The organism is Polynucleobacter asymbioticus QLW-P1DMWA-1, from assembly GCF_000016345.1.
In the GTDB taxonomy this organism is placed as follows: Bacteria; Pseudomonadota; Gammaproteobacteria; order Burkholderiales; family Burkholderiaceae; genus Polynucleobacter; species Polynucleobacter asymbioticus.
This window is the reverse complement of record NC_009379.1, coordinates 786,189-798,788: the sequence shown is the minus strand read 5'-3', so window position 1 is coordinate 798,788 and position 12,600 is coordinate 786,189. Positions and strand designations below refer to the sequence as shown.

Annotated in this window: 17 protein-coding genes; 5 read left to right on the top strand and 12 right to left on the bottom strand. The window is 43.2% G+C overall.

The window, feature by feature from the left end; all coding sequences use genetic code 11:
• Position 1: 1 nt before the first annotated feature.
• From soxY to PNUC_RS04165, 4 genes are all read right to left on the bottom strand, one after another.
• The gene (gene soxY, locus PNUC_RS04180) at positions 2–454 is read right to left on the bottom strand and encodes a thiosulfate oxidation carrier protein SoxY (protein WP_011902646.1); all 453 of its coding nucleotides are present in this window, start codon (positions 452–454) and stop codon (positions 2–4) included.
• Positions 455–537: 83 nt separating this feature from the next.
• Positions 538–1,620, bottom strand: coding sequence for a c-type cytochrome (locus tag PNUC_RS04175; protein WP_011902645.1), 1,083 nt, complete (start codon positions 1,618–1,620; stop codon positions 538–540).
• Positions 1,604–2,959: a sulfite dehydrogenase gene (soxC, locus tag PNUC_RS04170; protein ID WP_011902644.1), complete on the bottom strand. Its 1,356-nt coding sequence runs from the start codon at positions 2,957–2,959 to the stop codon at positions 1,604–1,606. Before soxC ends, PNUC_RS04175 begins: the two co-directional genes overlap by 17 nt.
• A 50-nt stretch (positions 2,960–3,009) precedes the next feature.
• On the bottom strand, positions 3,010–3,870 hold the full coding sequence (locus tag PNUC_RS04165) for an MBL fold metallo-hydrolase (RefSeq protein WP_048812083.1): 861 nt from the start codon (positions 3,868–3,870) through the stop codon (positions 3,010–3,012).
• 146 nt (positions 3,871–4,016) lie between these two features.
• Between PNUC_RS04165 and PNUC_RS04160 the strand changes: the two genes are divergently transcribed.
• The 3 genes from PNUC_RS04160 to PNUC_RS04150 are packed head-to-tail and all read left to right on the top strand — an operon-like array spanning position 4,017 to position 6,391.
• Positions 4,017–5,258, top strand: a complete 1,242-nt coding sequence (locus PNUC_RS04160; protein ID WP_011902642.1) for an NAD(P)/FAD-dependent oxidoreductase — start codon at positions 4,017–4,019, stop codon at positions 5,256–5,258.
• A gap of 2 nt (positions 5,259–5,260) precedes the next feature.
• Positions 5,261–6,070, top strand: a complete 810-nt coding sequence (locus PNUC_RS04155) for a sulfite exporter TauE/SafE family protein (protein WP_011902641.1) — start codon at positions 5,261–5,263, stop codon at positions 6,068–6,070.
• A gap of 12 nt (positions 6,071–6,082) precedes the next feature.
• Entirely contained in the window at positions 6,083–6,391 is a 309-nt protein-coding gene (locus tag PNUC_RS04150) for a high-potential iron-sulfur protein (RefSeq protein ID WP_011902640.1), read from the top strand.
• Between the two features lie 52 nt (positions 6,392–6,443).
• Here the strand turns inward: PNUC_RS04150 and PNUC_RS04145 are convergent, their stop codons facing one another.
• Positions 6,444–7,160 (bottom strand): Crp/Fnr family transcriptional regulator, encoded by a 717-nt coding sequence (locus PNUC_RS04145; protein ID WP_011902639.1) that lies wholly within the window; start codon positions 7,158–7,160, stop codon positions 6,444–6,446.
• A 163-nt stretch (positions 7,161–7,323) separates the two neighbouring features.
• Here PNUC_RS04145 and PNUC_RS04140 point away from each other — a divergent pair, with 163 nt between their 5' ends.
• On the top strand, positions 7,324–8,220 hold the full coding sequence (locus PNUC_RS04140) for a prenyltransferase (RefSeq protein ID WP_011902638.1): 897 nt from the start codon (positions 7,324–7,326) through the stop codon (positions 8,218–8,220).
• Positions 8,221–8,261: 41 nt separating this feature from the next.
• Here PNUC_RS04140 and PNUC_RS04135 read toward each other — a convergent pair whose 3' ends face one another.
• Genes PNUC_RS04135 through PNUC_RS04105 form a run of 7 tightly spaced genes read right to left on the bottom strand, consistent with a single transcriptional unit; the run spans position 8,262 to position 11,804 of the window.
• Positions 8,262–8,474: a YgaP family membrane protein gene (locus tag PNUC_RS04135; protein ID WP_011902637.1), complete on the bottom strand. Its 213-nt coding sequence runs from the start codon at positions 8,472–8,474 to the stop codon at positions 8,262–8,264.
• Between the two features lie 14 nt (positions 8,475–8,488).
• Positions 8,489–8,806, bottom strand: a complete 318-nt coding sequence (locus PNUC_RS04130; protein ID WP_011902636.1) for an ArsR/SmtB family transcription factor — start codon at positions 8,804–8,806, stop codon at positions 8,489–8,491.
• Positions 8,807–8,818: 12 nt separating this feature from the next.
• A complete protein-coding gene (locus tag PNUC_RS04125) occupies positions 8,819–9,796 on the bottom strand; it encodes a sulfurtransferase (RefSeq protein WP_011902635.1) in 978 nt (325 codons plus the stop codon).
• A gap of 14 nt (positions 9,797–9,810) precedes the next feature.
• Positions 9,811–10,419, bottom strand: a complete 609-nt coding sequence (locus tag PNUC_RS04120) for a DUF6969 family protein (RefSeq protein WP_143070029.1) — start codon at positions 10,417–10,419, stop codon at positions 9,811–9,813.
• 32 nt (positions 10,420–10,451) lie between these two features.
• Positions 10,452–10,685, bottom strand: coding sequence for a hypothetical protein (locus PNUC_RS04115; RefSeq protein WP_048812081.1), 234 nt, complete (start codon positions 10,683–10,685; stop codon positions 10,452–10,454).
• 20 nt (positions 10,686–10,705) lie between these two features.
• Positions 10,706–11,275, bottom strand: coding sequence for a DUF6691 family protein (locus tag PNUC_RS04110; protein WP_011902632.1), 570 nt, complete (start codon positions 11,273–11,275; stop codon positions 10,706–10,708).
• A 1-nt stretch (position 11,276) separates the two neighbouring features.
• On the bottom strand, positions 11,277–11,804 hold the full coding sequence (locus PNUC_RS04105; RefSeq protein WP_011902631.1) for a YeeE/YedE thiosulfate transporter family protein: 528 nt from the start codon (positions 11,802–11,804) through the stop codon (positions 11,277–11,279).
• 78 nt (positions 11,805–11,882) lie between these two features.
• Here PNUC_RS04105 and PNUC_RS04100 point away from each other — a divergent pair, with 78 nt between their 5' ends.
• Positions 11,883–12,596 carry a c-type cytochrome gene (locus tag PNUC_RS04100; RefSeq protein ID WP_011902630.1) on the top strand — a complete coding sequence of 238 codons (714 nt, stop codon included), beginning with the start codon at positions 11,883–11,885 and terminating at the stop codon, positions 12,594–12,596.
• The last annotated feature ends 4 nt before the right edge of the window (positions 12,597–12,600 follow it).

Below are 12,600 nucleotides of genomic sequence, written 5' to 3'. Positions count from 1 at the left end.
CTTAACCGCCACATCCGCCCAAAGTTACTTTGACTTCCTTAACAGCCATACTCCATTTACCATCCGCTTTAACTAAAGCATATACATTGGAAGTTTGACCCATCTTTATACGCGTAGTAATGAATGGCTCTGTGCCAGCAGGAATAAAGAATTGAGCAGCCAAAGCGCTAGGATTCTTTTCAACCAGGATAGCCATTTGTTCAGCCTTGAGCGTGGTTGTAATGCCTACAGGAACAACCGCGCCATTTTCGGCGATATCCGGAGCATTTAAGGTAACGGCAGCTGATTTATCAGGGCTGCCAGCACCCAATATTTTGAATACATCATCTAAACCTTTGCCCTCAAAAGCGGCTTTGTTCCACTCTTGTGCTTGAGCCACACTAATGAGGCCTGCAGAAGCCATCAAGCCAAAAACGGCTGAATACTTTAATAAACTGCGTCGCTGCTGATTCATAAAAAACTCCTTTTTTTAAGCTCTTAACGTGAATACATTATCTACTTTCCAATAAACCATACTGGCTATTTATTGGGTACTTCTTATTTACCTCCAGAAAGCACCCAAGTCACGAGCGCCTTACGATCTTCATCAGACAATTGAGACTGAGCTGGCATCGGAATTGGTCCCCAAACTCCTGAACCTCCATTCTTAACCTTAGCCATTAGCGTATCCAAAGCCCCACTTTGCCCTTGATATTTAGCAGCAATGTCGGCAACGGAAGGACCAACCAGCTTAGTGCTCATTGCATGGCAAGCCGTGCAGTTCTCGCTCTTAAACAATTCAGCCGGCCCCTTTTTAGAAGCATGTGTTTCAGATGCATGAGCTAAACCTTCGGCTGAAGCGCCTGGTAACTTAGTCAGGGGTGGTTTTGTAGAGTCAGATCCGCGGAATGGGCCATATTGGCGATTCTGCTCTGCAATGTTTCCGTGAGCATTTCGTGCGTAATCGGGCAACTCTGAACCAATTTGAACGAATTGCACACAGTTGGTCATGCAAGCAGTAGCGTGAACATCTGGTGTGCCTTTGGAATTCCACAAGCCATGCTTCAAAGTCATACCATTTCGGTTTGGCATTCGTTTTTGTACTTCAGCAATATTAGTGTTGCTAAGCACGAAATCATCAGGCACTACTTCCGCCATATTTAATAAGTAAGCCACCAATGCAAAGGTGTCATCCGGCGTGAGTGAGCGCGGAGCATTCCAAGGCATTGCACGATAGATGTAATCCCACAATGAAGAAACTGTCGCCACTTTCATAATGGTTGTCCTTTGGGGCTGCTTTCTATCCGAAAGGGAAGCTACCCTGCCCGTTTTAATATCATCCGTGGTTGTTCCACCAATGATGGGCGTAAATATCTCGTTAGACTCACCAAACGTACCATGACAAACAGAGCACTTTGCTTCCCAGAGTTGCTGACCTTTTTCTACCGAACCAGATCCCTTGGGAAGTCCTTTAAAGTCTGGTCGAACATCAATATCCCAGGCCGCAACTTCTGCCGGCGTAGCGTCTCTGCCGATGCCTGGATAGTGCGTGCTCGAATTCTGCGCAACCACTGAACCAACCGCAAAAAATGTTGTAACTGCAAACAGAGTGAATTTTGCAACTTTAGCCAACTTGAACATTGCTAACCTCCCCGTTTGTACCAACTTTCCAAGATTGAATAGCGTTGTTGTGATAAATAGATCGCGTACCACGCACATCTCTTAAGAGCTTGATTGACGGTTGCACGTAACCCGTGTCATCAATGGCTCGTGACTGCAAAATAGCTGGTGCACCATCCCACACCCAATTAATATTGAAACGAGTGAGCGCCTTTGTGAGAACTGGGGTTTCTAAGCGAGCAGTTTTCCAATTATTTCCACCATCGAAAGAAACATCTACTCGCTTGATCTTTCCTCTTCCGGACCACGCCAATCCGCTGACGTTATAAAAGCCTTTGTCCAACAATTGCTGGCCACCTGAAGGCGTTGTGATCACTGACTTGCATTCCTGTATCGAGGTGTATTGACGTGCCAGCCCATCGGGCATTAAATCGTTGTAATGAACAGCCTCGTCCTTGGTTGCATAGGGCATATCGCCAACCTCTAAGCGACGCAACCACTTAACCCAACTAACACCCTGAACTCCAGGAACGACTAAGCGCAAAGGAAAGCCGTTTTCGGGACGGAGCATTTCTCCGTTCATGCCCCACGCAACAATAGCGTCATTTAAGACATCTTCTAAATTAATGGTTCGGGTCATTCCCGAACCGTCTCCACCTTCCGCCAACAAATATTTTCCTTTTTTGAGGTCAGCACCACACTCCTCCAAAAGCACTGAGAGAGGAACGCCGGTAAATTCACAGCAAGAGAGCATTCCATGGGTGTACTGCACAGTTGGTACTGCAACATTACCCCACTCCAAGCCGGTATTTGCTCCACATTCAATAAAATGAATGCGCGAAACTGATGGTAAGCGCATCAAATCATTCATCGTAAACACACGATTGTTCTTAACTAAACCATTTACCATTAAACGATGCTTCTCAGGATCAATGTTGTACCAACCCTGATGCTGCCTTTCAAAATGTAAACCATTTGGCGTAATGATTCCAAACAAACCTTGTAGTGGCGTGAATGCAACTGATGCCGCAGATACCCTTGTCAATCCTGGCGATTCGCGACGAATCAAGTTCGCCTCGTAAATAGATGGTGTGCCATAAGGCATTGTGGCAACGTTTTTACCTAAAGTAGTCTGCCAAACTTGCTTCTCGAGAATTGCTGGATCACCTTCTGATGATGCAAGAGCATTCATGGATGTACCCAAACCTACCGCACCACCTACAGCGGCCATGAAACCATTTCGCATAAAGCCGCGACGTGTATTGTCCATGCCGTTTTTATTTAAATCAGCAATAAGATCTTGAGATAAAAAGTTTTCAGGGGCCTTCTGAATTTGACCTCTTCGTTTTGGATCTGACATTAAGGAAAAACTCCTGTAAATATAAGTACTAAATAGGGTTCTTAAATTCTTTAAAGGGCGTTAACTGGAATCTTGAGATAAGCGATTCCATTCGCTTCTTTAGGTGGAAATTCACCAGCTCGAATATTGACTTGAATAGCAGGAAGAATAAGGACCGGCATCTCTAAAGTGGCATCACGCTTTGTGCGCATCTCAATGAACTGCTCTTCAGAAATGCCGTCATGCATATGAATATTTGACTTTCTCTCTTCTGCAACAGTAGTTTCAAAATTAACTGGTCGACCATTTGGCGGATAGTCATGGCACATAAACAAACGGGTCTGCGGAGGAAAGCTTAGTATCTTCTTCATTGATTGATACAAGACATGGGCATCTCCACCGGGGAAATCACAACGAGCAGTACCTACATCGGGCATAAACATAGTGTCACCAACGAATATGGCATCACCAACTTGATATGCCATACACGCAGGAGTATGCCCAGGAACAAACATGGCCTTCAAACTCAGGTTACCAAAATGAATCTCTTCACCATCCTTAAGGAGACGGTCAAATTGAGAGCCATCAGTAGGAAATGTATTTTCTAGATTAAAAATCCCTTTGAATACCCCCTGCACTACTGAAATATGATCCCCAATAGCAACTTTGCCACCAAGCTTCAATTTCAAATATGGTGCAGCAGTAACGTGATCCGCATGCGCATGCGTTTCTAGAATCCATTCGGTTTTTAGATCATTTTTCTTAATAAATTCGATGACTTCATCTGCCATCTTGGTATGAGTACGTCCTGATTTAGGGTCATAACTCAGAACTGAATCAATAATGATGCAAGGAGACCCTACTTTTTCATAAACAACATACGTTACGGTCCAGGTATCTGGATCAAAAAAGCCTTTTACAACTGGATTCATTTCAATTTCGCCTAAGTAATATTTCCTAGTGCAATTATTTAATATTGCTGGTAAAAACACACTAATAACTAACCCTTATAAGCATATAACTATTAGTTATATAGAGACTATCTCCTTATAACCATTGAGCAAGGAAGAAAGAGAAGATGAATAAAAAGCTACAAATGGATGAATTTGACGTACTTATTGCTGGTGGTGGTGCGGCGGGTATTGGCTTAGCTGCGAGCCTTAAGAGTCGTGACCAATCATTAAAAATAGCCATTATTGAGCCCTCTGAAGACCACTATTACCAGCCATCATGGACATTAGTGGGCGGTGGAGCATTTAATGTAAAAAATAGTAAGAAAAAAACAAAGGACATCATCCCTCCTGGTGTCGTTTGGATTAAGGACAAAATTGCCGGATTCAATCCCAACGCCAATGAAGTCATGGTTCAGAATGGCGCGCCAGTCAAATACCAATATTTAGCGGTGACTACCGGATTAAAAATTAAATGGGATGCAATCCCGGGGCTTGTAGAAGCAATCGGTAAAAATGGAGTCACATCAAATTACAGTTATGACTACTCTCCTTACACATGGGAGCTGGTCAAACAAATGAAATCTGGCAAAGCCATATTTACACAGCCGCCCATGCCCATTAAATGTCCAGGCGCACCTCAAAAAGCAATGTATCTCTCTTGCTATGAATGGGAGAAACAAGGAAATCTAAAAAATATTGAAGTTGAATTAAATAATGCTGGAGCAGCCCTTTTTGGTGTTGCAGATTTTGTGCCTCCACTCATGGAGTATGTAAAAAAATATAACGCAACTTTGAATTTCAATTGCAACCTCGTTTCAGTCGATGGCCCCAATAAAAAAGCGATCTTTGCAGTAAAGGATGCTGATGGCAATGTGACTCAAGTAGAGAAAACATTTGATATGCTTCATGTAGTTCCCCCACAAGGGCCACAAGATTGCTTGATTGGAAGCCCTATTGCTAATGCTGATGGCTGGGTAGAGGTAGATCAATTTAGTCTGCAGCATACGCGATATCCGAATATTTTTGCCCTCGGAGATTGCTGCTCCTCACCGAATTCAAAAACTGCAGCAGCAGCTAGAAAACAAGTAGTAGTGGTTGCAGAAAATCTTTTGGCTTCTCGCTCCAAGAAACCAATGCCTCTCAAATATGATGGATATGGATCTTGCCCTCTGACTGTTGAAAGAGGAAAAATTGTTTTGGCTGAATTTGGTTTTGGTGGCAAGTTGATGCCAACCTTCCCTTGGTTAATTAATCCACTTAAAGCAACTAAGTTAGCATGGATTCTAAAAAAAGATGTGCTTCCTTGGCTATATTGGAACGCAATGCTCAAGGGCAGAGAATGGCTTGCACGTCCATTTGAAAACTAACAATGGATAGCTTGTTCATTGCCTCAGCACTCGGGGCATTCGTAGGTATTCTGATGGGCCTCACTGGCGCAGGAGGCGGAATTCTTTCTGTTCCGCTACTCGTCTTTGCTTTTCATATGCCAATGTCCGAAGCGGGGCCCATTGCCTTAACTGCTATTGCTATTTCTGCGGGAGTTGGCGCTGTTATTGGATTGAATGCCAAAGTACTTCGCTACAAGGCGGCTATGTTTATGGCGATTTGCGGCCTCATTCTTTCGCCATTGGGTTTATGGGTAGCACAACGCGCACCCAATACACCAATGCTTTTACTTTTTAGTGCGGTATTAATTTATGTTGCTGCGAAAATGTTTGTGCAGGCAACGCAAACCATAGCAGGTAAAGCACCAGAGCTTACCAAACCACCGCCTTGTCAATTAGATATGTCTATAGGCAAACTCATCTGGACCGTTCCTTGCGCTCGATCCCTGATGCTTGCGGGAGCTTTTGCTGGATTTCTTTCGGGTTTATTGGGCGTAGGAGGCGGCTTCATTATCGTTCCTTCTCTCAAGAAATTTACTGACCTGCCAATGAAGGCTATTGTGGCAACTTCTTTAGGTGTGCTAGCAATCGTCTCTGCAGGAGGTGCAGCGGTGTCGCTGGTATCTGGCACGCTGGACTTAACTATTGCCGCGCCCTTTGCAGTAGGTTCTCTTGTGGGTCTTCTAATTGGAAAAGTATTAGAGAAAAATATTAGTGGTCCACGAGTTCAGCAAATCTTTTCTGTCTTTACTTTTTTAGTTGCACTTAGTCTCATTTACAAATGCTTTACCTAACCCGGAGAAAATATGAAATCATCTCGTCGTCAATTTATTATCATGTCTGCTGCTGGTGCCTGCACTCTAGCACTCAACAGCAAAGTTCAAGCTCAAGCTATGGTTGCTGATACTGATCCACAAGCTACTGCTTTGGGTTACAAGTCTGATGCTACTAAGGTAGATAAAGCGAAATACGCTAAATACGCTGCTGGTCAAGAGTGCGGTAACTGCGCTTTGTTCCAAGGTAAAGCTGGTGCTGCTGCTGGCGGTTGCCCATTGTTTGCTGGTAAGCAAGTATCTAGCAAAGGCTGGTGCTCTGCTTACGCTAAGAAGGCTTAATACTTCAATGCCCCCAAAAGGCTGCTTAGGCAGCCTTTTTTATGCCTCCACTCTAAACTCCGCGCTTAGAAAACTGTCGTAGGAGTTCTAGGTTTGGAATTTGCACCGATAGCCTAGTGATATTGGAGATTAATCCTTGTTCAGCCATTGATGCTAAAGCTCTGCTAATTGTTTCGCACTTCACATCCATCATCAGACCCATATCCTCCCGCTTAAAAAGAGGCGCAATTGCGAACGAGCCGGACTCTTTAGCAAGCTTCAAAAAGAATCGCGCCAATCGCACCTCAATTCTTCCGGTATTGATTTCAGAAAACCAGGATTCTGACTGAAGCAGCGCTTCACCCCACTTCTTTACAATTTGACGATGCAATCTTGGCGACTCTTCACCTAAGGTTGAAATGATATTTTTTGGGATTCTACACAGATGGACATTCGTCAAGGCATAAGCGGAGTGCTCATAGGCTTCACCAAGCAGCGCCTCCATACCAAACAGATTTCCGGGCAGAACAATTCTAACGATTCGCTCAGACCCATCAGAATTAATATGCAAGATCTTAATATAGCCATTACGTAAGGTATAAAGCGAGCCTGCCTTGTCCCCTTGCTGATAGATTCCCGCATAAGCTTCAAAGCTAAGATCATCGATTGGGGAATGTATTTTTGAAAAATCTTCCTCATTCAACTCCGCAAATAGCGCAGAACTTCTAATGGAGCAATTTTCACAATCACTCTCACCTTGCCAGGCATTTTTAATTTCTATTGTTTTCATCGAATCTACTAGTATGGTGCATTTAAAATAAACAGGGTAACTAAAGAGAAAGTCTTACACTTAACTTAACACAGATAACTTCATGCCGCTTGAAGTGAACCGTTATCAAATATTTCTTCAATAATCTTCACCTCCCTCCATCCAAAATGAGTGGGCAATTTAATTGAACCAACTTTTTAAATACTTTTTGGCAACTAGACCAACATTCCTGGTTATTACGCTACTCGGATGTTGGATAGGATTTCTAAGCAGCAGCCTAAGTGTGGCATGGTCCTTAAATTCTCTCGCTGTATTAGCAGTCCTAATGATTCATGCATCATCTAATTTATTAAATGACTATTTTGATTATTTAAATGGAACTGACCTTATCAATATCAATAGAATTAGCCCCTTTACGGGTGGCAGCCGCTTTATCCAGGATAACGTTTTCAGCCCGGGAGAAATTTTTCGCCTTAGCATTGTATTGCTCGCCTTATCTGCATTGATTGGGCTCTATCTTTGCTACACCAGCACATGGAAATTACTTGCCATCGGAATTACCGGCGTCTTTTTTGGTTGGTCTTACTCGGCACCACCATTAAAGCTAATGTCCCGTGGAATATTAGGTGAAATAGCGATAGCAAGCGCCTGGAGTCTAGTCGTTATTGGTTTTTCAGTGCTGCAAAATGGCCAAGTCAATCTTGCCCTAATACCGCTTGCGCTTGCTTATGGGCTAATGGTTGCAAATATTTTGTTCTTAAATCAGATACCTGATATTGAGGCAGATAGAAACTCTAGCAAAGAAACAATTGCCGTGAAAACCTTACCGCACAAGTTATGGAAGTGGTATTCAGTCATCTTCATGTCTGCATATATATTGCAAGCGATTAGTATTTTTTATAAACAGACATATATATCAACGCTGATTACCTTAGTAATGGCGCCAATTTTCATCTTTTGCGCAATTCAGCTGCGAGCATTCCCGCTGGATCGAACCAAGCAAAGCTGGATCATTCCTCTAAATATAATAGGAGTCCACCTATATGCCCTACTAATTTGCATGGGACTCTTCTGGGGGTAAAGCCATGAGGCATTCCTTGACTCAGAATGCCTCATTAACACTTACTTGCAGCAACCACCACCGCCAGAACCGGTTCCGCAGGAATTAATTCCAAGAATTGGATATAGAGGGCAGAACTTGAATAAGCCTGTAGCCAAAGGTACAACACCAATCCAACCCCAAACACCAATCATGCCAGCAATAGTCATTCCAATTAATGCTAAGCCAACAATGATACGCAATACACGATCAATACCACCGACGTTACATTTCATATTAATACCCCTTTTTATTTACCACAATAATTTTTATAAAGAACGCTCATAACTTCTAATGCCTCACTACTTGAGAGTGAGTAATAAATCTGCTTACCCTCTCTCCTAGTTTTAACCAACTCTTCATTTCGCAATACCGTCAATTGCTGCGAAAGGGTAGGCTGATGAATATCAAGAGCCTCTTCAAGCTCTCCGACACATTTCTCGCCTTGACTGATTTCACATAGCAAAAGCATGCGGTCGCGATTTGCTAACACCTTCATTAAACGACAAGCCTCATCAGCTGAAGCTTGCATTTTCTTTAAGTTAATTTTTGATTGAATGGTTGTCATATTTTTAAACTGTTAATTTAAAGGCACACCTACTAATGGACGCCCCTCGAGAGTCCAAAGATGTAAAGAACCATCATATAACTTTGTAGATTTATTGCCGACCAATTCAGACATTACAAACCACCCTCCCGCAGCCAAATGACCGGTATTGCAGTAAGTAATAGTTGGAGCCTTATTGCTAAGACCATTACCAGCCATTAATGCCTCATAAGTATTCTTACTCCAGAAATATAGCGCTCCATTACTTGGTTTAGCTAGCAACTCAGGGGCCAATTCCTTTGCGCCGGCAATATGGCCATAAGTCAATACCGAAGGACTCTTTGCAACACCCCAATACTGGGCTGGCTGACGTGCATCAAGTAACTGTGGTTTGCCAGTTTTGGATGCTGCAGCGACCTCATCTGAGCTGGCGATCAATTCTTTGCGGTATGCTTTTGCTACCCAGTTTCCATCGGCTTTTTGTGAATTAGTAGTGGTGAACTCCCGGCCTTCGTTGAGCCAGCCAGCAATACCACCATCTAATACAGCTACCCGATCTTCTCCATAAACCTTAAATTCCCAGTAGGTTCGCAGTGCCTCATCTACGTCAGACATATCCTGCCCAACAGGAACAAGAATGATTGGCTTATCCGCATTCACGCCTGCAGATTGAATTAACTTCTCAAAGTCAGCTTTTTCTGGAATTAAAAATTTCACTTTTTTTCCATCTACCACGCGCTCAACCCTAACCTTCTTAAAGTCAAGAAGACTTGAATTATTGATATGACCACCCATCTCAACCAAGAACTTCTTTCCGGTTTTTTTATCAACATCAAATTCTGGAGTTTTTAGATAGCTAGCAGCATCTGTTCTCACCTCAACAATTTGAACCTCTGATTGGTTTTTGCTAAGCCAATCTGCCGTCACTACTGGGCCAGGCAAGTCAATCGCATGGACAAGCCCAATTAATGAACTTAAGACAACAGCCAACATCCATTGAATCTTTTTCATTTCAACTCCTTTAATTAATTTACTACCAATAAATGCTCAGAAAGACGATTAAGTAAGTCAATTTTGCATTCCGTAATGACATGATGTTTCTTGGACTGTAATACCGATGGCAGGTTACCCACCTTGACTTTGAGTTGGTTAATTCTTTCATCACGCTGATGAATGAGCTTTTTCATTTCAAGATAAAACAATTTAGTGAATGCGCTTACCCATCGAGCGATTGGTCCTGCTCTACCCTTGGTTACTACATCAAATCCCCTCAATGCCTTAATGACTGCTTTAGCGTCGACCATAGACTCTCCCGTTACCCATTGATTAGTGGTAAAAATTCTGACGGGCAAACCTTGTTGATTCAATGCAATTCCAATCAGATGATGAAATTTTTCTGGCGTGTTTGTACTTCGCTTAAACAGATGAAAGTGGCCATGCTCCCCATTTGGCATCCCTTCGGATTCGTGAGAGTGATAATAAAATTCATATCCACTATCAGAATCTACCAAGTCATTTCTTGGGTAATGCTGCCATTCAACAAACTGCTTTGATCCATAGAGTGCAGCCTCACATAAGCTCTTGCCTTGTTTGGCATAGCGGGTCTGCACACTCACAATCTCTTGTGCGGCCATGCAGAGAGTTGATTGAACCAGCATATTAAAAATTATTCGGCGGCTTTACGCTTCTTAGGGCCACAAGGATTAGACGGGCCGCATGGATTGGCTGGCTTTTTCTTAGCAGGTCCACATGGATTTGGGGCATCCTTCTTTGGACCACATGGATTTTTTTGCTCTGCCCCAGTTGTTGCAGGAGGAGTATCTGCGGCACGCGCCATTGGAGCTGCCGCTAGACCAGATAATGCCAATATAAGTGCAGCTACTGTTGATTTTTTAGACATAGATTTCCTAGTTATAAGAATTAATTTAATTTAGAGCTCACTGGACCTATAGATTTTTTCTCCATCCATGACCCAAATAAGAAAACACCAACTGCTGCTAATACCATCACCACATCTATAGAGAGACTTGAAACATTCAAAGCTGCTGGCAAAGCATCGGCCTTAGAAAACTCACCCAGAGTCGTTAAAGCTTCGATGCTTGGATATATTCCAGAAAATATGACCGTACCAAATAGCAAGCCAATTAAGAAAATTGCTGCATCAATGCGTCCAGACATCATTCCAACTACTGATGTACCTGGGCAATATCCACCTATAGCAAATCCCGCCCCTACTAAGGCACCACCTAGCGCTGCGGCCCCCAAGAATGCTGGTGGTACAAACAACTCATCCACTGCAACAATGCCTAGCTTTTCAAAAATCATTAAGCCAACGGCTGCAACAACAATCGCCGTGAACATCACTTTAAAAACTGACCAGTCAGTTAATCGAAACTGAGCTGTCAACTTATTTGGATTACCAAACCCTGCGCGCTCCAGTACAAAACCAAAAGCACCGCCCAATAGAAGGCCTGAAATAATGATTTCCATATTATTTCTCCTCTTTAATAAAGCGATTGGCCAATAAGCCAACCGCAAAGAATGTGCACAAAAATGTGAATCCAGCAAGACTTAAGACTGCCGCCCCTGATAATCCCAACCCACTAGTGCATCCCGCAGCAATACGAGCACCAAAACCAGCCAATACGCCACCCATCAGTGCGGTAATGGGACGCTTAGATCCCCCCAAGAATTTGCGCCCATCCATCTGAAACTGAATCCTGTGGGCAAAATAAGCGGAAATAAGGGCGCCTATAGCAACACCAGCCACCTGCCATGTAATCCAGGCATTTAATGGCTTGCCATCCTCTACCATTCCACCCAAATAATCATTTGCACTTGTGGCTACTGGAGCAAGGTTCATTCCCAACCAAGCAGTCAAACGAGTAGTAAAGCCAGTTGCCCCCAGCCCATGACCGGTTATGACAAAAGTCGTCAGCAATACCATTCCAAGCAAAATACCCGCTACCAAGGGGTTCCAATAAGGCTGAGGTAGGTTTGAAATTTTTGTCTCAGACATGCAATTTCTCCTTTTAATTTACTAATTTATAATATATCATAATATATATTAAATCATAGGCAGTTGGGAAATATAAATATGCAAATACTTAGAATCGTCTATTTCATTGTTATCTGGGCCCTATTACCCATTAGTGGATTTGCAGCAGACGGGGAAGCCATCATGGTTCACGGCGGTTCAAATCCAGCAGCAATGCCTTGCATCGCCTGTCATGGAGCAGATGGAAAGGGAATGCCCTCCTCTGGATTTCCAAGGTTATCTGGTCTACCAGCCCCATATATTGAAAAGCAACTCTACGACTTTAGAAGTGGGGCAAGAGAGAATCCAGTAATGGGGCCGATTGCTAAAGCCCTATCTGATGAGGAAATTAAAGAACTTGCAATTGCCTATTCCAAGCGGCCTAAAGTCAATGTCAACAACTCCACTAAATCCAATCCAGTACAAGGCAGCGGCGCTTGGATTGCTACACGTGGGGAGTGGAATAAAAATATTCCTGAATGCACGCTTTGTCATGGCCCAGATGGTGTTGGCGTAGGTGATTCATTCCCACCTCTTGCAGGTCAATCTCCCTTGTATCTTGAAAATCAATTGAATGCATGGAGAGAGCAAAAATTAACAACACCAAAAAAGACTAGCAATATTCCTGCAACAAGACACAATGATCCTAATCATCTAATGCAACACATTGCTGCCAGCCTTACAGAAGCGCAAATTAAAGCCGTATCTGAGTACTTTGGCAGTCTTGGTGATTCAACAGAACCCTTTGATGAATCTCAGCATCGCTTGAGATAAAAAT